Here is a 23,164-nt window from a genome sequence, read left to right as displayed (position 1 = left end):
TCCAGGCAAGAAAAAAGGCGACCCGCGGGTCGCCTTTTTTTACTTCCTCGAAACCGATGCGCGGATCAGGCCGCTGCGTGGCGCGGGGCGGCGTGCGTTCTCGCTGGCTTGAGATAGCGAGCCACCGAGAGGTCGTCCGCGCGGATCGCCGGCGAGGTGCCGGACACCAGGTCCGACAGCAGCTTGCCCGAGCCGCAGGCCATGGTCCAGCCCAGTGTGCCATGGCCGGTATTGAGCCACAGGCCCTTGACCTGCGTGGGGCCGACGATGGGCGTGCCATCCGGTGTCATCGGGCGCAGGCCGGTCCAGAAGCTGGCACGGCTGACATCGCCCGCGCCCGGGAACAGGTCCGTGACCACATGCTCCAGGGTGCGGCGCTTGGCCGGGTCGAGCGTGCGGTCGTAGCCCACGATCTGCGCCATGCCGCCCACGCGGATGCGATCGTCGAAGCGGGTGATTGCCACCTTGAAGGTTTCGTCGAGCACCGTGGAAACGGGGCTGCGATCGGCATTGGTCATCGGCACCGTGAGCGAGAAGCCCTTGAGTGGATACACCGGCAGGTTCGACAGGCCCGGCAGGAAATTCTTCACGAACGGTGTCGACCAGCTGCCCAATGCCACCACGACCAGGTCGGCCATGACAGGCTCGCCGCCCACCATGGCGCCGGTAACGGCATCACCCTTGGTCAGCAGCCCGTCGATGGAGCGGTTGTATTGGAACTGCACGCCCAGGCCTTCGGCCATGGCGGCGAGTTGCCGGGTGAACAGCTGGCAGTCGCCGGTTTCATCGTTGGGTAGCCGCAGGCCGCCGGTCAGCTTGTGGCTGACGGCGGCCAGGGCCGGTTCGCTGGCGGCGAGTTCCTCGCGCGATAGCAACTGGTAGGGCACGCCGGCTTGCTCCAGCACGGCAATGTCCTTGGCGGCGCCGTCGAGCTGCTCGGCGGTGCGGAAGACTTGCAGCGTGCCTTGCTGGCGGCCTTCGTAGGCGATGCCGGTATCGGCGCGCAGGGCGACGATGCAGTCGCGGCTGTACTCGGCCAGGCGCACCATGCGTTCCTTGTTGACCGCATAGCGCTCAGCGCTGCAGTTCATCAGCATCTGCCACATCCATTGCAGCTGGAACAGCGTGCCGTCCGGTTTGATGGACAGCGGTGCGTGTTCCTGGAACATCCACTTGATGGCTTTGAGCGGCACGCCGGGTGCGGCCCAGGGCGACGCATAGCCCGGGGAGATCTGGCCGGCGTTGGCGAAACTGGTCCCCAGCGCGGGTGCGGCCTCTCGGTCGATCACGGTGACTTCATGGCCGGCACGGGCCAGGTACCAGGCGCTGGTAACGCCAATTACGCCACTGCCAAGAACGAGAACGCGCATAGTCGGGGGCTCGCAACCAAGAAATAGAGTGGATAAAGTATTTACATCTATACTATTTAAATATGAGCAGTCATAGTTATTGTAATTTTCAGAGAAACAGGAATAACTAATGAGAACGAGTCGTCAGCCCGTGCGCAGCCTGGACCGGCTGGATCGGAAGATCCTGGCCTTGCTCCAGGCGGACGGGCGTATGTCGATGAAGGAACTGGCGGAAGCGGTTGGCCTGACCATCACGCCATGCATCGAGCGGGTCAAGCGCATGGAGCGTGACGGCGTCATCATGGGCTACTACGCGCGCCTGAATCCCGCGCTGCTCGGCAGCGGCTTGCTGGTGTTTGTCGAGATCTCGCTGGGCAACAAGTCCGGCAATATGTTCGAGCAGTTCCGCCGCGAGGTGTCGCGCATTCCGGAAGTACTGGAGTGCCATCTGGTCTCGGGCGATTTCGACTACCTGATCAAGGCGCGCATCCGCGAGATCGGCGAGTACCGCCGCCTGCTGGGCGACATCCTGTTGCAGTTGCCGGGCGCCGCCCAGTCCAAGAGTTACGTGGTGATGGAAGAGATCAAGGAAACGCTGGCGATCGCGGTCGACGAGAAGGCGCCGCACGCCTGAAGCCTCGCTGTCCTGCGCATCCGGCCTAGAACAGCGACATCTGCGGCGCGGCGCTCGCCTGGGAGAAATGTTCGATGGTGAGGGGGTGGCGCTCAGCATTGAGCCCGAAGCGCTGGCAGGCCAGCTTGAAGCGCTTGCGCAGCAGTTCGGCAAAGATGCCGGTGCCGGTCATGCGCGTGCCGAACCGTGAGTCGTAGGCCCGGCCTCCGCGCATTTGCGCGACCAGGCTTTCGACGTGCCGGGCGCGCAGCGGATGGTAGGTGGCCAGCCACTCTGAGAACAACTGCTCCACCTCGCGCGGCAGGCGCAGCAGGATATACGCCGCGGTTTTCGCGCCGGCCCTGGCGCCGGCGTCAAGGATGGACTCCATTTCCGGATCGGTCAGGCTCGGAATGACTGGCGCCACCATCACCCCCACCGGGATGCCGGCCTCGCTCAGGGAAGCGATGGCTGCCAGGCGGCGCGCCGGCGCGCTTGCGCGGGGCTCCAGCGTGCGGGCGATCTCGTTCTTGAGCGATGTGACCGACATATGGACCCGGACCAGGTTCTTGGCCGCCATGCGCTGCAGGATGTCGATGTCGCGCGTGACCACGCCCGACTTGGTCGTGATGGCCACCGGATGGTTGAATCGCTCCAGCACTTCCAGGATGCCGCGCGTGATCTTGAGATCCCGCTCGATGGGTTGGTAAGGATCCGTATTGGCCCCCAGCGCGATTACCGTCGGTACGTAGTTGCGGTGAGCCAGTTCGGCCTCGAGCAAGGCGGCGGCGTTGTCTTTTGCGTACAGGCGGGTTTCGAAGTCGAGGCCCGGCGAAAGCCCCAGATAGGCGTGGCTGGGCCGGGCATAGCAATAGATACAGCCATGCTCGCACCCGCGGTACGGGTTGATGGACGCGTCGAACGGCAGGTCTGGCGATTGGTTGCGCGAGACGATGCGTTTGGCCTTCTCCGTGAAGACAATGGTCTGGATTTGGGGTGTCTCTGGCTCATCGAAGGCTTGGGACTCGTCGGCGACCCGTTCGCGGGTCCAGGCGTCGAACCGGCTGACGTCGTTCGAGCGCGCCGCCCGGCCTTTCAGCGGGCTGGAGGAGGGTGGTCGGGTCGGCACGTCGGCGGTCCTGTGGCTACAGTTGATACTGTATATTTATACAGTACTTCGCGTAGGGAGCCAAGCTGTGTTTTTTACGGGGCGGGAGCCGTGGCCTCTGGGCTATCCCAGTAGGGTGGGGAGCCGAAGCGCGCAGCAAAGAAATCGATAAATGCGTGCGTCTTCGCGGGCACCTGGCGGCGGCTGGGATAGACCGCCCAGATCGACACGGCCGGCAGCACCGGGTAATCGGGGAGCACGCGGACCAGCGCGCCGCTGCGCAGGTAAGGGCCAACGTCCCAGGTCGACTTGAGCGCCAGCCCCATGCCAGCCAGGATCGCATCCCGGATGACTTCGCCGTTGTCCGTGCGCAGGTTGCCGGCGACCGCTACTGCTGTCTTGCCTAGCGCCGTGTCGAACTGCCAGGAGGACTGGTCGCCCAGCACGATGCAATTGTGGTGGCGCAACTCTTCGGGATGCCGGGGCGTGCCGTGCGCAGCAAGATAGCCAGGCGAAGCGCAAACGGCGCGATGGCTAGGGGCCAGGGGGCGTGCCACCAGGGATGAGTCCGGCAACGCACCCATGCGTAATGCCACGTCGACGCCGGCCTCGACCAGGCCGATCACCTGGTCGGTCAGGCGCAGGTCCAGCGTCAGTCCCGGGTAGGCGGCGAGAAAGGCAGGGATGGCCGGCGAGACGTGCTGGCGGCCAAAAGATGCGGGCACCGTGACCCGCAACTGCCCCTGGGGCGCCTGCGCGCCGCGGCCCACTGATTGCGCGGCCTGGCCGGCTGTGTCGAGCAAATGCGCGGCATGTTCGAGGAAGCGCTCACCCTCGCCGGTCAGGGAGATGCGGCGCGTGGTCCGGTGCAGCAGCCGCGTGCCGAGCCGCTGCTCGAGCTGGGCCAGGCGGCTGCTGGCCGAGGAGGTGGATAACCCGAGATCGCGCGCCGCTGCCGAGAGGTTGCCCAGCGACGCTGCGCGCACGAACACGGCGATGTCCAGCAGGTCGAAGTGCATCGGCGCCGGGGGGGGGCTGGGCCTGGGACCTGAGGCTTATTGCGACAAGGCGCGCGCGGCTTCGACCTGGGATTCGAAGAAAGTCTGGAAACTGATGGCCAAGCCCGCCATCAGCAGGCCGGTGCCGATCAGCAGGGACAGGATGACGAGGATCACGACGGGCCAGCCCGAACGGGTTGGCGTGCCATGCGGGTTGAAGCGGGCATCCCATTTGTCGTCGGGGCGCAGGCCATACACGATGGCCGCCAGGAAGGCGCTGATCACCGACGTGCCGCCGGCAATGGCGAAGGTCCAGTTCAGGGCCGGCGAGCCGGCGCTAGTTTGCATCGACATGACGCCGATGACCCCGGCGAGTGCCGCCAGCAGGTGCGCCCAGGCAAACTTATCGCGCAAGCCACCCAGGTAGAAGCGATGCAGGCCCACGGTGCCGAACAGGAAGGCCAGTGCGACCGTGATCAGTTTGGATTTGCCCTGAAGCGGCTTGGGGGCAGCGGTGGCTGAAACTTGGGTAGCGGCGGGCATGGGGCGACAGCTAGGTTAATGACCGGCAGGGGCGGCCGGCAAGCGCAATTCAGGTGAATGCCAGCCAGGCTGGCGCCGGCGCTCATTGTACGCCGGCATCAACCGAGGGCGGACTCCGGCGGAGCAGGGCAGGAAGCTTTGCGGGTCGGACGCGGATGCCCGCGAGAGTTTCTTTCGCGGCATATCGTCGAGGAGGGGGCAAGTAGAGAGTAGAGCGTGATTGCCGTGGGCACGGCAATCAGCCATGGAAGGCAGTGAGGAGGGGGGGGCGTGCCTAGCGGCCGCCGTCTCGTCCGCGCGCTTGCCAGCCCGGGCCCATGCCGGAGCCGCGCTGCTCGCCACGCCCGTTGTCGCCTTGCATATTGCGATCCGACTGCCGGTTGCGTTCATCGTCGCGTTCCTGAGGTGGCAGGGGGCGGCCATTCAGGCGGTCATCGGCGCGCGCGCGGGCTTCCATTCGTTCGATCTGGGCACGCACATGGTCTTGCCGTTCCGCGCGTACACTCGCCATTTCCCATGCGCCGTGGCCTGGCTGGCCATGCGCATTGCTCACAATCCGGCCTTCGGGCCGGCCATGTTGCCAAAACGCGACCTGTGCATGGCTGACAGCATTGAGGCCGAGCAAGGAAACGGCCAACAGGATGCCAGCCACCGAGTCGCGCAGGAGGGTGCGGGGGAGCATGCGGAATCCCAGTATCCTGTCGCGTGGTGAGGTTGTTCGAGATATGGGTTCATGGTACGCACGCGTCTTCGGTGCGCCTATGCTAAAGCCGTTACCGGTGTAACGGATTGTTTCTCCACTGTCCTGGGGGCCGGGCTGTATCCGGCGCGCGGCAAGGGCTCAGGGTGCGTAGCGGATGCGATAGACCGCGCCCGCCATGTCGTCGCTGACCAGCAGCGAACCGTCCGGGGCAACCTGGACATCGGCAGGCCGGCCCCAGGGTTTGTCGCCCTGCAGCCAGCCTCGCGCGAACACCTCCTGGCGCACCGCCTGGCCGCGCTCATTCAGTACCACCCGGACGACGCGGTAGCCGACCGGCTTGGTCCGGTTCCAGCTGCCGTGTTCGGCAATGAAAATGCTGTTGCGGTACTCGGCGGGGAATTGCGTGCCGGTATAAAAGCGCATGCCGAGCGCGGCGACATGCGCGCCCAGCTTTGCGGCCGGCGGCTCGAACTCGGAGCAGGCGCGCTGCTTGCCGAACTCGGGGTCGGGGACGCTGCCGGCGTGGCAGTACGGGTAGCCGAAATGCTGGCCCGCCCGGGTAAGGTGGTTGAGCTCGTCGTCGGGCACATCGTCCCCCAACATGTCGCGCCCGTTGTCGGTGAACCAGAGCTGCCGGGTGGCCGGGTGCCAGTCAAAGCCTACCGAGTTGCGCACCCCCCTGGCCACGACCTGCAAGTCGGTGCCGTCCGGCTTCATCTTCATGATGTTGGCGTAACGGTTCTCGTCGGGCGCGCAGATATTGCACGGCGCGCCGACCGGCACGTACAGATATCCATCCGGGCCAAAGGCGATAAACTTCCACCCGTGGTGCGTTTCGGAGGGAAAGCGATCACTTACCACGATGGGTTTGGGCGGGTTGTCCAGGCGGGCATCGATATCATCCAGCCGGACGATCTGCGAGGTCGAGGAGGCGTACAGCGCGCCGTTGCGGAAGGCCACGCCCACCGGCATGGTCAGGCCGGTGGCGATAGTCTTCACCTTCGGGGCGGGCGCCAGCGGGTTGCGGATCGCATACACCTTGCCTTCGCTGCGGGTGCCGATGAAGAGCGTGCCTGCCGGCGACAGGGTCATGCCACGGGCTTCCGGCACCTCCGCGCTCAGCAATTCGATGTGAAAGCCTGGGGGCAGCTGGATCTGATCCAGCGGCAGGGCGGCGTTGGCATTGGGGCTGAACCAGATCGCGGCTGCGAACGCCGAGAAAGTGCTCGCGAGCAGGGTTCGGAAGCTGCGAATGTGAAGATGAAATCGCATGGCGCGCGCTCCTGTCGGGGTTTTCACCACGATGCCTGCGGCCGGGTGTCGCGTCAATCGCTCTAAGTGTTTGTTTGGCCTCGGAATTTGGTCTATACTCTTGCGTTTCGTGTTCGAACATCAAGTTTTCTGAGGAATCAAACCCATGGTCGTAATCCGTCTGGCTCGCGGTGGCAGCAAGAAGCGCCCCTTCTTCAATATCGTCGCTGCTGACTCGCGTAATCGTCGCGATGGCCGTTTCATCGAGCGTATTGGTTTCTACAACCCCCTGGCTTCGGCAAGCGAAGAAGGCCTGCGTCTGGTGCAAGACCGCCTGACGTACTGGACCGGCGTTGGCGCCCAGCTGTCGCCGACGGTTGCCCGTCTGGTCAAGCAAAACGCCGCCAAGGCTGCAGCCTGATTGTTGTGACGCGCGTTTCGCGACGCGTGGCAAACGACACGTGACAGAACGCAAGCAAGGCGCCCCGGCGCGGCGGCCACTCAATGTGCCGCTCGAGCCCTCGGCCCGGCGCGAGGCCGGTGAGCAGGAAAAGCCCAGTCTCAAGCGCGGTGCAACCGGGTTGCCGGCTGCGCTGGCGTATACCGATAAGCTGCCGGACGACCTGATCGAGGTCGGTTATATCGGTGCGGCTTATGGGATACGGGGCTGGATCAAGGTCCAGCCGCATGCCGACGATGCAAGCGCGCTGTTGCACGCGCGCCGCTGGTGGCTGCTCAAACCGCCGCCAACCGGCCTGGTTGGCGCGGCAGATGCCGTGGCCTCCGAGGCCTTGTGCGTGAAGATCGTGCAGTCCCGCGAGCACAGCGGTACCGTAGTGGCCCAGGCGAGCGGCGTGTCCGAGCGCAACCACTCGGAGGCGCTCAAGGGGCGCCGTGTCTGGATTCGTCGCGAGGACTTCCCCGCGCCGGATGAGAACGAATTCTACTGGGTCGATCTGATTGGCTGTGCCGTGTTCAATGAGCAGGGCGAGTCGCTGGGCGAAGTGTCCGGGCTGATCGACAACGGTGCGCACCAGATCCTGCAGGTGGCGCATGCCTTGCCCGATGGCAAGGCGGGTGAGCGCCTGATTCCCTTTGTCGACGCATTCCTGCGCTCGGTCGATATCTCGGCCCGGCGCGTGGTGGTGGACTGGGGCCTGGATTACTGAGCGGCCCGAGCTGCTGAAGGCAAGGGTGCTTGGCCGGCGATAGCCGGTGGGCGAGTGGTGGGCAAGTAAAGGGAGAGGCGGATGCAGTTCGACGTGATCACGCTGTTTCCCGAGATGTTTCGCGCGCTGACCGACTGGGGCATTACCAGTCGGGCGGCAAAGCAGCAGCGCTACACGTTGCGCACCTGGAATCCACGCGACTTCACCAGCGACAACTACCGTACCATCGACGATCGCCCCTACGGCGGCGGCCCTGGCATGGTGATGCTGGCCAAGCCGCTGGAAGATGCCATCGACGCGGCGTGTTCCGCCCAGCAGGCGGCGCAGGCCAAGCCGGAGGGCCAGGAGGCGCCGGTGCGGCCGCACGTGGTGCTGATGTCGCCGCAAGGCGCGCCGCTGACGCACCAAAAGGTGATGTCACTGGCACAGCGTCCAGGCCTGGTGATGCTGTGCGGACGCTACGAAGCGATTGACCAGCGGTTGATCGAGCGTCGGGTCGATGAGGAAATCAGCCTCGGCGATTTCGTGCTATCCGGTGGCGAGCTGCCGGCCATGGCCGTGATCGACGCGGTGGTCAGGCATTTGCCGGGTGTGTTGGGCGATGCCCAGTCGGCGGTTCAGGACAGCTTCGTCAACGGGCTGCTGGATTGTCCGCACTACACGCGGCCAGAAGAATACGAAGGTGTGCGGGTGCCCGATATCTTGCTCGGGGGCCATCATGCCGAGATCGAGAAGTGGCGGCGCCAGCAGGCGCTGGCCAATACTGCGAAGAAGCGCCCCGATCTGATCGAGGCAGCGCGCAGTCAAGGGTTGCTGAGCCGGGTCGACGAGAAATTCCTGTCGACATGGCTGGCGAAAGAAGGGCGGGAGCTCGCTCCCGCCAAGTGAAACCCCATCCTCTGCCGGGGCCCAGGCCATGCCTGGGGCATACAACGTCGGCATGATGGACAAGGAGAAGAAACGATGAACATCATCGAGCTGATCGAGAAAGACGAAATCGCGCGTCTGACCGCGAACAAGACCATCCCCGCATTCGCACCCGGCGACACCGTGATCGTCAGCGTGAACGTGGTGGAAGGTAACCGCAAGCGCGTCCAGGCTTATGAAGGCGTCGTGATTGCCAAGCGCAATCGTGGCCTGAATTCGTCCTTCATCGTGCGCAAGATTTCGTCGGGTGAAGGCGTGGAACGTACGTTCCAGCTGTACTCGCCGCTGATCGCAGCGATCGAAGTGAAGCGCCGTGGCGACGTCCGCCGCGCCAAGCTGTACTACCTGCGTCAGCGTTCGGGCAAGTCCGCGCGGATCAAGGAAAAGCTGGCATACAAGTCGGCACCGGCCAAGGCTGCTGCCAAGGCTGCTGCTGCTCAGTAAGCCGCCAGTCGCCTCGATCGGCTTGCCGGTCGAGGCTGCGCAAAAAGGGCACCTTCGGGTGCCCTTTTTGCATCTCCGCGTGCCACGTTTGCCGCGTCGCAGCACAAACGGTTTGGCCGGCTTCTGTCATACTCGCAACGATTATGCGTCCTGCCTTTGATCCCGAATCCCTCCCCATCGTCGCCACCGACACGCGGCACCCGCCGCTGGCCGACGTGCGCCTGCGCCCGGAATTCATCCGCCATCGGCTCCAGTCGCCCCCTGCCTGGGACCCCGAGCTGACCGATGAGTCGCGCGCCTATGACCGCAGCCTGAAGCTGCGCGATGCAGCCGTGCTGGTACCGTTGGTGGAGCGTGAGGATGGGCTGACCGTGCTGCTGACCGAGCGCAACGCCAACCTGAGCGCGCACGCCGGGCAAATCAGTTTCCCCGGCGGCCGCCACGAAGCGTTCGATATCGACCGGACGGCGACGGCACTGCGCGAAACGGAGGAAGAGGTGGGGCTGGCGCGCGATTATGTGGAGGTGCTGGGCAGCTTGCCCGACTACATCACCGGCACCGGCTTCCATGTGAGCCCGGTGGTGGGCCTGGTCCGCGACGGCTTCACGCTGCGGCCCGATGCGCGCGAGGTTGCCGATGTGTTTGAAGTGCCGCTAGGTTTCCTGATGGACCCGTCGCATCACGAGCAGCGCCTGTTTCGCTGGGTGGACGGCGAGCGGCTGTTCTACGCCATGCCGTTCCCGCGCGAGGATGGCGGCCACCGGTTTATCTGGGGCGCCACCGCCGGCATGCTGCGCAACCTCTACCACTTGCTGGCCGCCTGAGGGACGCCAGCGCGCTCAGGCGGCCGCCGCTGCCGTCCCGGTGCCTTCCCCGATGCAGTGCGGGCAGCTCTGGCCCACCACGTAGTGCGGGCTTTGCTGCTCTTCGGCGGTGACCACGGCGCGGCAGGCAAAACACTGCTTGGGGCCAGCCGGCTCCAGGTTGGGGTTCAGCGCGGTGCGGTAGTCGAAGACAAAGCAGTCGCCCTGATAGTGGCTGCCACCCACTTCCTCGAAATACTTCAGGATGCCCCCCTCTAGCTGGTAGACATGCTCGATGCCGGCTTCCTGCATGTGGATGGCGGCCTTCTCGCAGCGAATGCCGCCGGTGCAGAACGACACGATGGTCTTGCCCGCGAACTCCGCCTTGTGCGCGGCAATGGCTGGCGGAAAATCGCTGAACTTGGCGATGTCGTAATCGACCGCCTGCTCGAACGTGCCGACGGCGACCTCAAAGGCGTTGCGTGTATCCAGCATCACCACAGGGCGGCCGGCATCGTCGTGGCCCTGGTCCAGCCAGCGCTTGAGCTCGACTGGCGTCACCGCCGGCGCCCGACCGGCTTCGGGGCGGATCAGCGGCATCTTCATGGTGATGATTTCCTTCTTCTCACGCACCAGCATGCGCTTGAAGGGCTGGTTTTCCGACAGGCTCTCCTTGGGCTCGATATCGGCAAAGCGCGGGTCGGCATGCAGCCAGGCGAGGAAGCCGTCGATGGCCTCGCGCACGCCGGCGAGGAACAGGTTGATGCCTTCCGGCGCGAGCAGGATCGTGCCCTTGAGCCCGTGTGCTTCACAGCGCGCGCGCATTTCCGGGCGCAAGACCGGGATATCGTCCAGTGAGACGAACTTGTAAGCGGAGATGTTTACGATCTGCATAGGTGGCGCGCGACGGGACCGCGCCTTGCGAGCGCGCGGTAACTGCCTGATTGGAAAGGCGAAATTATAGCGCCTCGCAGGCCTCCTGCCGGGCTTTTCCGAGCGCCTGGCTCAGTCTTGCCGTCGGGCTCGTAGCGCAAAGAAGGCAGGCGCGGACATGCCGAGCCGGTACAATTACGGCCATGTCTGCACCTCGCTTCGTTCATCTCCGTCTTCATTCCGAATACTCCGTCGTCGACGGCATCGTGCGCCTGGACGATGCCGTCAAGGCTGCGGCCGCCGATGGCATGGGCGCGCTCGCCCTGACTGACCTGGCCAATGCCTTCGGCCTGATCCGCTTCTACAAGGAAGCGCGCGGCGGCGGCGTCAAGCCCGTGGTTGGCGCCGACGTCTGGCTGACCAACGCCGACGATCGCGACAAGCCGACGCGCTTGCTGCTGTTGGTCCGGGACCGGATTGGCTACCTCAATCTCTGCGTGCTGCTGTCGCGCGCGTGGCTTTCCAACCAGTACCGCGGCCGCGCCGAGATCGACCCCGCCTGGTTCGACGAAGCCGGCGAAGAGGGCCAGCCGCTGGCCACCGGCCTGATTGCGCTGTCTGGCGCGATGGGCGGTGACATCGGCATGGCGCTGGCCAATGGCAACGATGCGGCCGCGGCGCAGGCCGCCGCGCATTGGGCAAAGGTGTTCCCGCAGCGCTTCTATATCGAGCTGCAGCGTGCAGGCCTGCCCGGCACTGATGCCTATGTGCAGCAGGCGGTGCAGTTGGCGGCCAGGCTGGGCTTGCCGGTGGTGGCGACGCACCCGGTGCAGTTCATGACGCCTGACGATTTCACGGCGCACGAGGCTCGCACCTGCATCGCCGAAGGGGAGCTGCTGGCTAACCCCCGCCGCGTGCGGCGCTTCACCACCGACCAGTATTTCAAGACCCAGGACGAGATGTGCGCGCTGTTCGCCGACATCCCGTCCGCGCTGGAAAACGCGGTGCAGATCGCGCGCCGCTGCAACCTCACGCTGGAACTGGGCAAGCCGCGCCTGCCGCTGTTTCCGACGCCCGACGGCATGTCGCTCGACGATTACCTTGTGCACCTGGCCAAGGAAGGCCTGGAAAAGCGCATGGTGGTGCTGTTCCCCGACGAAGCCGTGCGCGAGGCCAAGCGCCCCGAGTACTACGCGAGGCTGGAGTTCGAGACCGGTACCATCATCAAGATGGGCTTCCCCGGCTACTTCCTGATCGTGGCGGACTTTATCAACTGGGCTAAGAACAACGGCGTGCCGGTCGGGCCGGGACGGGGCTCCGGCGCTGGTTCGCTGGTGGCCTATGCGCTCGGTATTACCGATCTGGATCCGCTCAAGTACGCGCTGCTGTTCGAGCGGTTCCTGAACCCGGAACGGGTTTCAATGCCCGACTTCGACATCGACTTCTGCCAGCAGGGGCGCGATCGCGTTATCACGTACGTGAAGGAGAAGTACGGCCACGCCGCGGTATCGCAGATCGCCACCTTCGGCACCATGGCCGCCAAGGCCGCGGTGCGCGACGTGGGCCGCGTGCTCGACCTGGGCTATGGCTTTGTCGACGGCATCGCCAAGCTGATTCCTTTCAAGCCGGGCAAGCTCGTCACCATCGAGGAAGCCAAGAAGGAAGAGCCGCTCCTGACCGAGCGCGAGAAGAACGAAGAAGAAGTGCGCCAGCTGCTGGAGCTGGCGCAGCGCGTGGAAGGCATGACGCGTAACGTCGGCATGCACGCCGGCGGCGTGCTGATCGCCCCGGGCAAGCTGACGGATTTCTGCCCGCTCTATACCCAGGGCGCGCAGAACGACGGCATGAGCGGTGTGGTCAGCCAGTACGACAAGGACGACGTGGAAGCCGCCGGCCTGGTCAAGTTCGACTTCTTGGGCCTGACCACGCTGACCATCCTGGACTGGGCCGAGCGCTATATCCGCAGGCTCGATCCGTCCATGGCGGACTGGAACTGCAGCCACATCCCGCTCGACGACAGCAAGGCATTCGACATCCTCAAGACGGCCAACACGGTCGCCGTGTTCCAGCTGGAAAGCCGCGGCATGCAGGGCATGCTGAAGGACGCCAAGCCTGACCGCTTTGAGGACATCATCGCGCTGGTGGCACTCTACCGCCCAGGCCCGATGGACCTGATCCCCAGCTTCTGCGCCCGTAAGCACGGCCGCGAGAAGGTGGAGTACCCGGACCCGCGCGTCGAGCCGGTGCTCAAGGAGACCTATGGCATCATGGTCTACCAGGAGCAGGTGATGCAGATGGCGCAGATCATCGGCGGCTACTCGCTGGGCGGCGCCGACTTGCTGCGCCGCGCCATGGGCAAGAAGAAGGCCGAGGAAATGGCCCAGCACCGCGAGCTGTTCCGCGAGGGTGCGGCCAAGAACGGCCTGACCGCCGAGAAGGCGGACGACACCTTCGACCTGATGGAAAAGTTCGCGGGCTACGGCTTCAACAAATCGCACGCGGCCGCTTACGCGTTGCTGGCCTACTACACGGCCTGGCTCAAGGCGCACCATCCAGCCGCGTTCATGGCTGCGAATATGTCGCTCGCCATGGACGACACCGACAAGGTCAAGATCCTCTTTGACGATTGCAAGCTCAACAAGCTCCAGGTGCTGCCGCCTGACGTCAACGCCAGCGAATACCGCTTCGCGCCGACCGACGCCAAGACCATCCGCTACGGCCTTGGCGGAATCAAGGGCTCGGGGCAGGGTGCCATCGAGGACATCCTGCGCGCCCGCGAGGAAAAGCCCTTTGCCGACCTGTTCGATTTCTGCGAGCGCGTCGACCGCCGCCAGGTCAACCGCCGCACCATCGAGGCGCTGATTCGCGCCGGCGCCTTCGACAGCCTCAACGCCAATCGCGGCCAGTTGCTGGCCTCGGTGTCGCGTGCCATGGAAGCCGCCGAGCAGAAGGCCGAGTCAGCCAACCAGGTGTCGCTGTTCGACCTGATGGCTGACGCCGGCGAATCGCACCGCCCCTCGCTGGTCGACGAACCGGCCTGGGCGCCCAAGCGCATGCTGCAGGAAGAAAAGCAGGCGCTGGGCTATTACTTCTCCGGCCACCTGTTCGACGCCTATCGGGACGAAGTCGGCCGCTTCCTCAAGGGCACGCTGGCCGGCCTGGAAAAGGAAGTGCAAGGCAATGGCGGCGGCTACGGCCGCGACGTGCGTGGCAAAGTCATCGCTGGTGTCATCACCGGCATGCGCACCCAGATGACGCAGCGCGGCAAGATGCTGATTGTCTTGCTTGACGACGGTACCGGACAGGTCGAGATGACGGTGTTCAACGAATTGTTCGATGCCAACCGCCATATGTTCCGCGAGGACGAGATGGTGATCGTGCAAGGCAACGCCCGTCACGACACCTTTACCGGTGGCGTGCGCTTCACCGCTGAATCGGTGATGGACCTGGTGGCGGCGCGCGCCAAGTACGCCGAGGCGGTCGGCCTGGCGTTCAACGGCAATGCCTCCACGGAACTGCTGCGCGAGTTGCTCACGCCCTACTTGGCGAGTGTGGCCAATGCGCCAGGCGTGCCGGTGCGCGTGAGCTACGCCACCACCGGCGCGCGCTGCGAGGCGGAACTGGGGCGGCAGTGGCTGGTCACGCCATCCGACGATGCCCTGGCAAGCTTCCGCGCGGCCCTGTCGGGCGAGAACGTCCGCATGCTCTACGGCTGACCCGGGGCTTGCCGGCGGGGCGGTACCGGCATAGCGCCGCCCTGACCGGCATTGCTGCCGTCCATCCCGTCTTTTCATGGATCACACAAGCCCCGCATGGCCAAGCAACGCATCCTCTTCCACCTGACCCACTTCCTGCGCGGCGGCATCGAGACCTCGCTGGTGTCGCTGCTGGCCTCGCTGGATCGAGAGCGCTTCGAGATCGGCCTGACGCTGACCTATCCGACCGAAGCGCTGGAGACGCATTTCCGCGCTATGTTGCCGCCGGACGTCAAGATCCATATCCTCGCGCCGGAGGCCTGGCTCTCGCGCTGCCGGCAATTGAAAAAAGCCGGCAAGCTGGGCCCGTTGGGCAAGATCTATGAAGAAGTGTTGTTGCCGCCGCTGCGCAAGCCGCTGGTCAACCGGCGCTTTCGCGGTATCGCGCGGGACTATGACCTGGTGATCGACTACGACATGTCGCTGTCGCGGCTGACCGGTCGCCTGCCGGTGCCGATGATCGGCTACCAGCATTTCAGCGTGGCACACCTGGAGCGCGAGAACCGCCGCAAGCTGCGCAAGCTGCGACGCCAGTGCCGTGAGCACTATGACCGCATCGTGGTGCTCAACGACAGCATGCTGGCCGATGCGCGGGCGCTGATTCCCGAGGCCGCCGACAAATTCATCCGCCTGTACAACGCCACTGACCTCGATCGCATCCGTGCGCTCGGCAAGGCGCCGTTCAAGCCGCCGGCGCATCCCTACATTGTTTCGGTGGGGCGGCTGGAAGAAAGCCAGAAGGATTTCACCACGCTGCTGCGGGCCTACGCGGCGCTGGTCAGGGGCACGGGCTTGTGCGAGCGGCTTGTGCTGGTGGGCGACGGCGCTTCGCGCGGCCGGCTCGAAGCGCTCGCGCGCGAGCTCGGCATCAGCGAGCGCGTCAGCTTTGCCGGTTTCCAGGCCAATCCCTATGCATGGATCCACCATGCGCGGCTGATGGCGTTCAGCTCCAAGATGGAGGGGCTGCCCAATGTGCTTCTTGAAGGCATGGCGCTGGGCCAGTTGGTGGTGAGTACCGATTGCCCGGTGGGCCCGCGCGAGATCCTGGCCGAGGGCAAGGCTGGCCTGCTGACGCCGGTTGGCGATGTGCCCGCGCTGGCGGAGGCGATCCGCCGCGGGCTCGAGGACGCGCCGCTGCGCGCCCGGCTGCTGGCCTATGCGGCTGTGCACATCGAGCAGATGGGCTTTGGCCCCACCTCGGCGGCCTTCAGCGCTTGCGTTGAGGACTTGCTGGGCGTGCCTCAGGCAGGCGCGGCAGCCCCTACCGTGGGGGCGCCTGCTGCTCGCTCTTCTGCTGCAGGTACCATAGCTTGATGTACTTGTAGTAGCTGGCCTGGCCATTCATCAGCGCCACACCGAGCCCCTGCGCGCCGTCCAGGAAACCGCGGCGCAGCAGGTAGGTGCGCAGGAACGCCCAGGCGCCATGCAGCAAGGCGCTGGCGGGCGACGCCGTCTTGCCGCGCGCGAAGCCCTGCTGGGCGCCGAGGCTGGAGTATTTGTCGATCTTTTGCAGCACCTGCGAGAAATCGTCATAGGTGTAATGCAGCAATGGCGAATTGAGCCTGCCGACTGGTGCATCGGCTATCACGCGCTCATGCACGAGATCGTCGGTGAAGCGGGCGTGGCCACGGCGGAACAGCCGTGTGACGTAGTCGGGGTACCAGCCGCCGTGGCGGATGAAGCGGCCGCAAAAGCGCGACAGCCTAGGTACCTCGTACGCATCGGACTGGCCGGACGCCACTGCGGCGAGAATTTCGTCGCGCAGCTCGGGGGTGACCCGTTCGTCCGCGTCGATGGAGAAGATCCAGTCGCCGTCGGCCTTGGATACCGCCAGGTTTTTCTGGACGCCGAAGCCAGGCCAGTGCTCGGTTTCGAAGACCTCCGCGCCCAGGCTCCGGGCCAGCTCGACCGTGCCGTCCCGGCTACCTGAATCCACTATAATCGCGCGGTCGCACCAGGACACGCTTTCCAGGCACTCCCGGATGTTGTGTGCCTCGTTTTTTGTAATCAGTACGACTGAGATTTTCATAGAGCTTGTTTATGATGTTTCGTGCCGGAAAAGTGACCGCTTTTACCAATGCGCTAGTTCTGGCATTTCCAATCCTGCTGCTCTGCGTGCCGAAAGGCGCCGGTATTTTCCTGGGCGCCATCTTGCTGCTGGCGCTGGTTGTCCATCGCGGCTTGAGGCCCATGTTTGCGCAGTATCGCGCCACGCTGTACCCCATCGGGCTCGCTATTCTAGCTTTGGTGCTTGTCTTTCTGGGTTCCAAGCTCTATTTCCACGTTCCCTGGAACGTGATGGATAACCCTTCTCGCATTCTCCTGTTGTTGGTGACATGCCTGGTTATCCTCAAGATCGCGCCAGACCCGCGGCGGCTCTGGAGTGGCATCACAATCGCTTTGGCGATGAGCCTGGTGATTGTCCTGTTCCAGCGCTGGGTTCTCGACGATCCACGGCCGTCGGCCTGGACCCAGGCCATCGCGTTTGGGAACATGGTTGCCGCATTGGGGTTGATTGGTTTCGTGCGGCCAGGGATCAGCCGCAAGGCGCATCTGCTTGCCTGGCTGGATCTGGCGCTCGCCGGTTCGGTGCTGATTGTGAATGGCACGCGCGGAGCGTGGCTGGCATTGTGTATCACGATGATCCTGCTGCTCTTTGTTCGTTACCCGAGCATGAGGCCGGCGAAGTTCTTTGGCGCCGTGGCGCTTATCGCGGCCTTGGCTGCGGGACTCTATCTGGCGCCTGGCAGCCCCGTCGCGCAGCGGGTTGACCTTGTGCGGGGACAGTGGGAGCAGTTCCAGCAGGGGAATACCGAGACTTCGGTAGGGGCACGGCTGAAGCTTTGGCAAATGGCGGTGGAATCGATCCACTTGCATCCCTGGCTCGGCGTCGGGGTCGGACAGTTCGCGCGGATTCCCCAAGCTTCCATCTTCTGCAAGGAGCATGGGTCGTCTGACGTTTGCACTCTTGAGCATGCGCACAACGATGTGCTCGAGGCGGCAGCGACAATGGGCATGCCGGGCATGCTGGCATTGCTGGGCTTGTTCCTGGTTCCTGGTGTCCTGTTCTGGCGGCTGCTGCGCGTATGCTGCCGCAATGCCAATTCACTTGGCGTCAGCGTGTGCGCTTCCGGCATCGGCGTCGTCATGGCCAGCCTGATCAGCGGCCTGACACAGGTGACGATGGCGCACCAGGCAAATATTGTTTTTTATGCCGGCATCATCGGGCTGTTGCTCGGGCTGGCCGCGGTACAAGCAAAGTATCCCCGCGCCGACGGGGTGGAGAAAACGTGAAAGTCCAAGAACAAAATGCGCCCCCGGCACAGGAAGCCGACACCCTGAAGCGAGTCTGGTCCTACCTGCGTCCGGAAATGCGCGTCTTCATCGTTGCCATTATCGCGATGGCGGCTGTGGCTGGCGCCGAAGGGATCATGCCCAAGGTCGTCAATGACCTGCTCGACAACGGTTTCGGCGGCGCATATGCCGGCAAGCTCTGGCACGTGCCGGCCCTGCTGATTGGCGTGGCGCTGGTACGCGGGGTGGCGCAGTTCGCCTCCGGCTACCTGCTCGCCCTGATCTCCAACCGGGTGCTGCTGAAAATGCGTATGCAGATGTTCGAGCGCATGCTGCATGCGCCCGCGCTGTTCTACCACCGCAATACCGCGGCCTCGCTGATCAATGCGGTGATCTTCGAGGTCAACCAGGTCATGCAGATCCTGACCGGCGTGCTGATCACCCTGGTGCGCGATTCGCTCACCGTGTTGGCGCTGCTGGTCTACCTGTTCTATACCAACTGGAGCCTGACGCTGGTGGTGGCGGTGATCCTGCCGGTGATCGGTTTCGTCATGGCCAAGGTCAATCGCCGCCTGCGGCGCCTTAATCGCGATCACCAGGCGCTGACCAACACCGCGGCCTACGTGGTCGAGGAAGCCGCTGGTGGCTACAAGGTGGTCAAGCTGCATGGCGGCGAGGCTTATGAGACGTCGCGTTTTGCGGCCATGGCCGAGCGCCTGCGTGGCTATTCCATGCGCATGGCAGTGGCAGGCGGGCTGAACCAGCCCGTCACGGCATTCCTGGCGGCGCTGGCGCTGTCTGTCATCCTCACCATAGCGATGATCCAGTCGCAGACCAACCACACCACGGTGGGCAGCTTCACCGGCTTTGTGATGGCGATGCTGCTGCTGGTCTCGCCGCTCAAGCACCTGACCGACCTGAACCAGCCGCTGCAGCGCGGCCTGACCGCGGCCGAGATGATCTTCGGCCTGATCGATGAGCCGATCGAGCCGCAAGATGGCGGCCTGCCGCTCGAGCGCGCGCGTGGCGAACTGGTGTTCGAGAAGGTGGGCTTTCGCTACGGCGAGGCCGCCCGCCCGGCATTGGACAACATCAACTTCAACGTCAGCGCCGGTGAAGTCGTGGCGCTGGTGGGGCCGTCGGGCAGCGGCAAGACCACGCTGGTCAACCTGGTGCCGCGCTTCTTCGACCCGACCGAGGGCCGCATCTTGCTGGACGGCAAGACCATCGACGCGTTCTCGCTGCATGACCTGCGCCGCCAGATTGCCTTTGTCAGCCAGGACGTGGTGCTGTTCAACGACACGGTTGCCGCCAATGTGGCCTATGGCGTGCATCCGGCGGCGCAGATCGACATGGCGCGTGTCGAGCGCGCGCTGGCCGCCGCTTACCTGACCGATGTGATCAAGGGCCTGCCGCAAGGGCTCGAGACCAATATCGGCGACAACGGCATGAAGTTGTCTGGTGGCCAGCGCCAGCGCATGGCGATCGCGCGCGCGCTGTACAAGGACGCGCCGATCCTGATTCTCGATGAAGCCACCTCGGCGCTCGACTCCGAATCGGAGCGCCAGGTGCAGGCCGCGCTGGAAGCCCTGATGGTTGGCCGCACAACGCTGGTCATCGCGCACCGCCTGTCCACCATCGAGAACGCCGATCGCATCGTGGTGCTAGACCACGGGCGGGTGGCGGAGCATGGCACCCACGACGAACTGCTCTCGGCCGAGGGACTCTACGCCGGGCTGCACAGGATCCAGTTCGCCACCCAGTAAGCCGGCGCAGCCGGCCAGATTCCCGCTGCCCGCGGCAGCTAGCGCGGGCGGTTCATGCGCAGTGCAAAGAGGGGAACACCCCGAAGGAGACCACCATGACCGCATCGCCGCCACTGAGCCGTTACCCGGTTCCCGCCATCGCCGACCTGCCCGAGGACATCCGGGCTCGCATCGTGGAAGTCCAGGACAAGGCCGGCTTCGTGCCGAACGTGTTCCTGACGCTGGCCCACCGGCCGGATGAGTTCCGCGCCTTCTTTGCCTACCACGATGCGCTGATGCTCAAGGAGGGCGGCCTCTCCAAGGGCGAGCGCGAGATGATCGTGGTGGCCACTTCGGGCGCCAACCAGTGCCTGTACTGCGTGGTGGCGCACGGCGCCATCCTGCGCATCTACGAGAAAAAGCCGACGCTGGCCGACCAGGTGGCCGTCAATTACCGCAAGGCCGACATCACGCCGCGCCAGCGCGCCATGCTCGACTTCGCCCTCAAGGTCTGCGAGGCCTCGGCCGAGGTTGGCGATGCCGATTTCGCGGCATTGGCCAAGCATGGGTTCAGCCACGAGGACGCCTGGGATATCGCTGCCATCACCGCCTTCTTCGGCCTGTCCAACCGCATGGCGAATACCATCAGCATGCGGCCGAACGAAGAGTTCTACCTGATGGGGCGCGTGCCGAAGGCTAAGTAGCGCCTCTGGATGCACGCTCGGTGGGCGCCTGGCGCGCCCGCCTCCTTGTTCCACTTCTCTCGATCCGCCCGTCGCCTTGAATCCCGTCTCGCTCTTCTTTGCCCAGGCCTGCCTGGTGGTCGGTACACCGTTCATCCTGTGGCGCGGGCTGCGCATCGGCAGCATTGTGCCGCTGGTGGCCATGCAGATCGTGGGTGGTATCCTGCTCGGGCCATCCCTGCTTGGCGCGCTGTGGCCGCAAGGCTGGCAGGCCCTGTTCGGGCCGGCGCAGCTATCCGCGCTCTCCGGGCTGCAATGGCTGGCGGTGGTGCTGTTTGCCTTTCTCTCTGGCTTGCACATCGGTGGCGCGCAGCAGCCAGGGATACGGCGCATAGCGATGGCGGCCGCGCTGGGCAGCGTGCTGGTGCCGTTCGCGCTCGGCACGGCAGCCGGCGCCTGGCTGGCCTACGCCACGCCGGGTGCCGTGGGGCATGCGGCATCCGCCTGGCAATTCGCTTTCGCCGTGGGGGTTTCCATGGCGGTGACGGCGCTGCCGGTGCTGGGGGCCATCCTGCGGGAAATGAAGCTGTCCGACTCCGTGCCGGGCCAGCTTGCGGTCGGCTGCGCCGCCTTCAGCGATGCGGCCATCTGGCTGGTGCTGTCGGGCATCCTTGCCAGCGCGGGCCGTTCCTCTACCTATGACTTCCTGCGGCTGGCTTGCCTGGGCCTTGCCTACGTTGGTGCGATGCTGTGGCTGGTACGCCCGCTGCTGGCGCGCATGCTGCCGCGGATGGCCACCAACGACGCGCGCCTGGCGCTGGTCGCGGTGCTGATCTTCGGCTCGGCGCTGATTTCCGAATCGATCGGCCTGCACTACATCCTCGGTGGCTTTCTCGCTGGCGTCGTGCTGCCGCGCGATGCGGCCGGCGAGCTCCGGCGCCAGCTCGAGCCCGCCACCGTGGTGGTCCTGATGCCGTTCTTTTTCCTGATGACCGGGCTGCGTACCGACATCGCCATCGGCGGTCAGGCGACGCTTTTGGTGTTCGGCCTGAGTACCATGGTCGCGGTGGCCGGCAAGGTGGTCGGAACCGCATTGCCGGCGCGCCTGGCCGGCCTGCCGCGGCGCGAGGCCTGGATGCTGGGCGCGCTGGTCCAGACCAAGGGGCTGATGGAAGTGGTTGTGCTGGGAATCTTGTTCGAAGCCGGGCTGATCGGCATGACGGCCTTCTCCGGCCTGCTGCTGATGGCGCTGGCCACCACCGTACTGGCCAAGCCGCTGACGCGCACGGCGGCGCGCTTGCGCGAGCGCTGAGCCGCGCTTGCCGTCAACAGCCCGGCAGCGCTAGCGGATCTGCGCGCATGTGCCGCTGCGCGGATCGAACAGCACCGGCCACGCCTGTTCGTAGATACCCGGGGTGCAATGCTGCTCGCAATGCGCATGCGCCAGCGTGACGCGCCGCGGGTCCTGCCAGACCATTAGCGTGCAACCGCTGCCATCGATCGCCTGCAGTTCGATATGCGGGGTCTTGCGCACCTGGCGGAACTCGGTGAGATCGAAGTGGCAGGAACCATGCCGGCCCACCCACAGCTTCCAGCTCAGGCTGCGCACATCGTTGCTGGCCACCCGCATATGGGCATCCTCGCGAAAGCCGTCTTCCTCCGTGCGCTGGCAATCGGCGGCGATATCGATGTCGTGCGGGGGAATGGGCGTGGCGCGTTCCCGCGCCACGGGGGCGGGGGCCTTTTTTGTCTCGGGTACGCGCGCAGCCGGCGGGGAGGGGGGAGGCAATGTCACCGTGCATGCCGCCAATGCGGCAGCTAACGGCCACAACAGCAAGCGCTTCTTCTTCATGGTGACTCCTTGCGCCCGGTGCCCGCGAGGAAATCTGAATGCGGCCACCTGTCTCCATATTTATAGAGGATGGGGCAAGGAAGGCGAGAGGAAAGCGTGCGCACGCGCACCGCTCTCGCTACTTCGGCGAGGCGCCGCTGCCCTTCGAGGCAAGCGGGCGGACAAGCGTGAGCTGACGGCGAAGCGCTTCGGTGGTGTGGCCCTGTCCGTCGGGGCGCCAGCCGGGCGGCAGGAAGAGAAAGCCGAGCATCGCCCCCAGGCTGCGTGCTTGCGCGAGGTCCCGTCCAAGGTCGAGCCACTGCTGGAACTCGACACGCAGCGGATTGCGCGAGCGCATCGGGGTGACCAGCCCATAGCGGCACGGCACCTCGTCGCGCTCGGCCACGTAGGTGCCGAAGAGCCTGTCGAAGACGATCAGCACGCCGCCGAAGTTGGCATCCAGGTATTCGATATTGGCGGCGTGATGAACCCGATGCGCGGACGGCGTATTCAGGACATATTCCAACCAGCCGAGCCGCGGGATCCAGGTCGCGTGAATCCAGAATTGATAGAGCAGGTTCAGCGACAAGGTCGCGATCACCACCTCGGGCGGAAAGCCCAGCCACACCAGGGGCGTGAAAAACAGCGTGGTGCCTGTCAGCTTGCCGGTCCAGCCAAGGCGGTAAGCCGTCGACAAGGTGAGCTGGTTAGGCGAGTGATGGACGGCGTGCGTAGCCCAGAAGAAGCGCACGCGGTGCGCCGCGCGGTGGTACCAGTAGTAGCAGAACTCCTGGCCGATGAACAAGACCAAACCCAGCAGCCAGCTGTTGAGCACGATGGTTTGCAGGCGGTGCTCCCAGGCTAGCGCGAATATGGGCGCCGCCAGCGACAAGGGCAGGAAGACCAGGATCTTGCGCCCGGCCAGGTCTACCAGCGACAGCCACGCCTCATGCCAGTCGAACGTGCCGGGCTTGCGCCAGTGCAGCACCAGCGCTTCCATCAGGGACGCGCCGATCACCACCGGCAAGGCATAGAGCTGAAGGATTTCCAGACGGGTCATGACCGCTCCCGGAGC

The 23,164-nt window shown here is 65.0% G+C and carries 22 protein-coding genes; 12 read left to right on the top strand and 10 right to left on the bottom strand.

All coding sequences use genetic code 11. The features are described 5' to 3' along the window. Positions 1-65: 65 nt before the first annotated feature. On the bottom strand, positions 66-1,370 hold the full coding sequence (locus AC1RQK_RS16740) for a D-amino acid dehydrogenase (RefSeq protein WP_492809936.1): 1,305 nt from the start codon (positions 1,368-1,370) through the stop codon (positions 66-68). 109 nt (positions 1,371-1,479) lie between these two features. Between AC1RQK_RS16740 and AC1RQK_RS16735 the strand changes: the two genes are divergently transcribed. Then, the gene (locus tag AC1RQK_RS16735; RefSeq protein WP_006158394.1) at positions 1,480-1,983 is read left to right on the top strand and encodes an Lrp/AsnC ligand binding domain-containing protein; all 504 of its coding nucleotides are present in this window, start codon (positions 1,480-1,482) and stop codon (positions 1,981-1,983) included. 25 nt (positions 1,984-2,008) lie between these two features. Here AC1RQK_RS16735 and AC1RQK_RS16730 read toward each other — a convergent pair whose 3' ends face one another. The 5 genes from AC1RQK_RS16730 to AC1RQK_RS16710 form a co-directional block, all read right to left on the bottom strand. After that, complete coding sequence (locus AC1RQK_RS16730) at positions 2,009-3,091, bottom strand: PA0069 family radical SAM protein (RefSeq protein WP_492373976.1); 1,083 nt, start codon at positions 3,089-3,091, stop codon at positions 2,009-2,011. Between the two features lie 74 nt (positions 3,092-3,165). Then, positions 3,166-4,089, bottom strand: a complete 924-nt coding sequence (locus AC1RQK_RS16725) for a LysR family transcriptional regulator (RefSeq protein ID WP_492809933.1) — start codon at positions 4,087-4,089, stop codon at positions 3,166-3,168. A 36-nt stretch (positions 4,090-4,125) separates the two neighbouring features. After that, on the bottom strand, positions 4,126-4,611 hold the full coding sequence (locus tag AC1RQK_RS16720; RefSeq protein ID WP_492373978.1) for an NINE protein: 486 nt from the start codon (positions 4,609-4,611) through the stop codon (positions 4,126-4,128). A gap of 274 nt (positions 4,612-4,885) precedes the next feature. Then, entirely contained in the window at positions 4,886-5,293 is a 408-nt protein-coding gene (locus AC1RQK_RS16715; protein WP_492373979.1) for a hypothetical protein, read from the bottom strand. A gap of 159 nt (positions 5,294-5,452) precedes the next feature. After that, positions 5,453-6,586 carry a PQQ-dependent sugar dehydrogenase gene (locus AC1RQK_RS16710; RefSeq protein ID WP_492373980.1) on the bottom strand — a complete coding sequence of 378 codons (1,134 nt, stop codon included), beginning with the start codon at positions 6,584-6,586 and terminating at the stop codon, positions 5,453-5,455. A gap of 145 nt (positions 6,587-6,731) precedes the next feature. On the opposite strand from AC1RQK_RS16710, the gene rpsP reads away from it, so the two are divergent. The 5 genes from rpsP to AC1RQK_RS16685 all read left to right on the top strand — a co-directional run bounded on the left by rpsP (position 6,732) and on the right by AC1RQK_RS16685 (position 9,929). Continuing rightward, the gene (rpsP, locus tag AC1RQK_RS16705; RefSeq protein ID WP_043344523.1) at positions 6,732-6,986 is read left to right on the top strand and encodes a 30S ribosomal protein S16; all 255 of its coding nucleotides are present in this window, start codon (positions 6,732-6,734) and stop codon (positions 6,984-6,986) included. Positions 6,987-7,146: 160 nt separating this feature from the next. Further along, positions 7,147-7,734 (top strand): ribosome maturation factor RimM, encoded by a 588-nt coding sequence (gene rimM, locus AC1RQK_RS16700; protein ID WP_241754494.1) that lies wholly within the window; start codon positions 7,147-7,149, stop codon positions 7,732-7,734. Between the two features lie 81 nt (positions 7,735-7,815). Next, on the top strand, positions 7,816-8,622 hold the full coding sequence (gene trmD, locus AC1RQK_RS16695) for a tRNA (guanosine(37)-N1)-methyltransferase TrmD (protein WP_043344527.1): 807 nt from the start codon (positions 7,816-7,818) through the stop codon (positions 8,620-8,622). Between the two features lie 75 nt (positions 8,623-8,697). Beyond that, entirely contained in the window at positions 8,698-9,105 is a 408-nt protein-coding gene (rplS, locus tag AC1RQK_RS16690) for a 50S ribosomal protein L19 (RefSeq protein ID WP_150986317.1), read from the top strand. A 143-nt stretch (positions 9,106-9,248) separates the two neighbouring features. Next, a complete protein-coding gene (locus AC1RQK_RS16685; protein WP_416047866.1) occupies positions 9,249-9,929 on the top strand; it encodes an NUDIX hydrolase in 681 nt (226 codons plus the stop codon). 15 nt (positions 9,930-9,944) lie between these two features. Here the strand turns inward: AC1RQK_RS16685 and AC1RQK_RS16680 are convergent, their stop codons facing one another. After that, positions 9,945-10,802, bottom strand: coding sequence for a sulfurtransferase (locus AC1RQK_RS16680; RefSeq protein WP_492809929.1), 858 nt, complete (start codon positions 10,800-10,802; stop codon positions 9,945-9,947). Between the two features lie 182 nt (positions 10,803-10,984). Between AC1RQK_RS16680 and dnaE the strand changes: the two genes are divergently transcribed. Both dnaE and AC1RQK_RS16670 read left to right on the top strand, forming a co-directional pair. Next, positions 10,985-14,497: a DNA polymerase III subunit alpha gene (gene dnaE / locus AC1RQK_RS16675; protein ID WP_492373982.1), complete on the top strand. Its 3,513-nt coding sequence runs from the start codon at positions 10,985-10,987 to the stop codon at positions 14,495-14,497. A 96-nt stretch (positions 14,498-14,593) separates the two neighbouring features. Next, the gene (locus AC1RQK_RS16670; protein ID WP_492373983.1) at positions 14,594-15,850 is read left to right on the top strand and encodes a glycosyltransferase; all 1,257 of its coding nucleotides are present in this window, start codon (positions 14,594-14,596) and stop codon (positions 15,848-15,850) included. Here AC1RQK_RS16670 and AC1RQK_RS16665 read toward each other — a convergent pair. Next, positions 15,798-16,565, bottom strand: coding sequence for a glycosyltransferase family 2 protein (locus AC1RQK_RS16665; protein WP_492809926.1), 768 nt, complete (start codon positions 16,563-16,565; stop codon positions 15,798-15,800). The genes AC1RQK_RS16670 and AC1RQK_RS16665 overlap by 53 nt on opposite strands. A gap of 11 nt (positions 16,566-16,576) precedes the next feature. Between AC1RQK_RS16665 and AC1RQK_RS16660 the strand changes: the two genes are divergently transcribed. The 4 genes from AC1RQK_RS16660 (at position 16,577) to AC1RQK_RS16645 (ending at position 21,570) form a co-directional block, all read left to right on the top strand. Then, on the top strand, positions 16,577-17,830 hold the full coding sequence (locus AC1RQK_RS16660; RefSeq protein ID WP_492809924.1) for an O-antigen ligase family protein: 1,254 nt from the start codon (positions 16,577-16,579) through the stop codon (positions 17,828-17,830). After that, complete coding sequence (gene msbA / locus AC1RQK_RS16655) at positions 17,827-19,596, top strand: lipid A export permease/ATP-binding protein MsbA (protein WP_492373986.1); 1,770 nt, start codon at positions 17,827-17,829, stop codon at positions 19,594-19,596. The genes AC1RQK_RS16660 and msbA overlap by 4 nt, the downstream gene beginning before the upstream one ends. Positions 19,597-19,691: 95 nt before the next feature. Continuing rightward, positions 19,692-20,279, top strand: coding sequence for a peroxidase-related enzyme (locus AC1RQK_RS16650; RefSeq protein ID WP_492373987.1), 588 nt, complete (start codon positions 19,692-19,694; stop codon positions 20,277-20,279). A 76-nt stretch (positions 20,280-20,355) separates the two neighbouring features. Further along, on the top strand, positions 20,356-21,570 hold the full coding sequence (locus tag AC1RQK_RS16645) for a cation:proton antiporter (protein WP_492809921.1): 1,215 nt from the start codon (positions 20,356-20,358) through the stop codon (positions 21,568-21,570). Between the two features lie 30 nt (positions 21,571-21,600). Here the strand turns inward: AC1RQK_RS16645 and AC1RQK_RS16640 are convergent, their stop codons facing one another. Beyond that, positions 21,601-22,110: a hypothetical protein gene (locus tag AC1RQK_RS16640; protein WP_492387116.1), complete on the bottom strand. Its 510-nt coding sequence runs from the start codon at positions 22,108-22,110 to the stop codon at positions 21,601-21,603. A 118-nt stretch (positions 22,111-22,228) separates the two neighbouring features. Next, positions 22,229-23,149 (bottom strand): sterol desaturase family protein, encoded by a 921-nt coding sequence (locus AC1RQK_RS16635; protein WP_492809919.1) that lies wholly within the window; start codon positions 23,147-23,149, stop codon positions 22,229-22,231. Between the last annotated feature and the right edge of the window lie 15 nt (positions 23,150-23,164).

The organism is Cupriavidus sp. GW822-FHT02D05, from assembly GCF_058802485.1.
Note: the sequence above shows the minus strand (reverse complement) of the source record. Positions and strands in the feature narration are given on the sequence as shown.

Bases quoted from the DNA above. Each gene is read 5' to 3' on its own strand.
- AC1RQK_RS16725 (WP_492809933.1), bottom strand. From the start codon at position 4,089: ATGCACTTCGACCTGCTGGACATCGCCGTGTTCGTGCGCGCAGCGTCG.
- AC1RQK_RS16710 (WP_492373980.1), bottom strand. From the start codon at position 6,586: ATGCGATTTCATCTTCACATTCGCAGCTTCCGAACCCTGCTCGCGAGC.
- AC1RQK_RS16640 (WP_492387116.1), bottom strand. From the start codon at position 22,110: ATGAAGAAGAAGCGCTTGCTGTTGTGGCCGTTAGCTGCCGCATTGGCG.
- AC1RQK_RS16740 (WP_492809936.1), bottom strand. From the start codon at position 1,370: ATGCGCGTTCTCGTTCTTGGCAGTGGCGTAATTGGCGTTACCAGCGCC.
- rpsP (WP_043344523.1), top strand. From the start codon at position 6,732: ATGGTCGTAATCCGTCTGGCTCGCGGTGGCAGCAAGAAGCGCCCCTTC.
- AC1RQK_RS16685 (WP_416047866.1), top strand. From the start codon at position 9,249: ATGCGTCCTGCCTTTGATCCCGAATCCCTCCCCATCGTCGCCACCGAC.
- AC1RQK_RS16680 (WP_492809929.1), bottom strand. From the start codon at position 10,802: ATGCAGATCGTAAACATCTCCGCTTACAAGTTCGTCTCACTGGACGAT.
- AC1RQK_RS16665 (WP_492809926.1), bottom strand. From the start codon at position 16,565: ATGAAAATCTCAGTCGTACTGATTACAAAAAACGAGGCACACAACATC.
- AC1RQK_RS16635 (WP_492809919.1), bottom strand. From the start codon at position 23,149: ATGACCCGTCTGGAAATCCTTCAGCTCTATGCCTTGCCGGTGGTGATC.
- dnaE (WP_492373982.1), top strand. From the start codon at position 10,985: ATGTCTGCACCTCGCTTCGTTCATCTCCGTCTTCATTCCGAATACTCC.
- trmD (WP_043344527.1), top strand. From the start codon at position 7,816: ATGCAGTTCGACGTGATCACGCTGTTTCCCGAGATGTTTCGCGCGCTG.
- AC1RQK_RS16660 (WP_492809924.1), top strand. From the start codon at position 16,577: ATGATGTTTCGTGCCGGAAAAGTGACCGCTTTTACCAATGCGCTAGTT.
- AC1RQK_RS16650 (WP_492373987.1), top strand. From the start codon at position 19,692: ATGACCGCATCGCCGCCACTGAGCCGTTACCCGGTTCCCGCCATCGCC.
- AC1RQK_RS16715 (WP_492373979.1), bottom strand. From the start codon at position 5,293: ATGCTCCCCCGCACCCTCCTGCGCGACTCGGTGGCTGGCATCCTGTTG.
- AC1RQK_RS16735 (WP_006158394.1), top strand. From the start codon at position 1,480: ATGAGAACGAGTCGTCAGCCCGTGCGCAGCCTGGACCGGCTGGATCGG.
- AC1RQK_RS16670 (WP_492373983.1), top strand. From the start codon at position 14,594: ATGGCCAAGCAACGCATCCTCTTCCACCTGACCCACTTCCTGCGCGGC.
- AC1RQK_RS16720 (WP_492373978.1), bottom strand. From the start codon at position 4,611: ATGCCCGCCGCTACCCAAGTTTCAGCCACCGCTGCCCCCAAGCCGCTT.
- rplS (WP_150986317.1), top strand. From the start codon at position 8,698: ATGAACATCATCGAGCTGATCGAGAAAGACGAAATCGCGCGTCTGACC.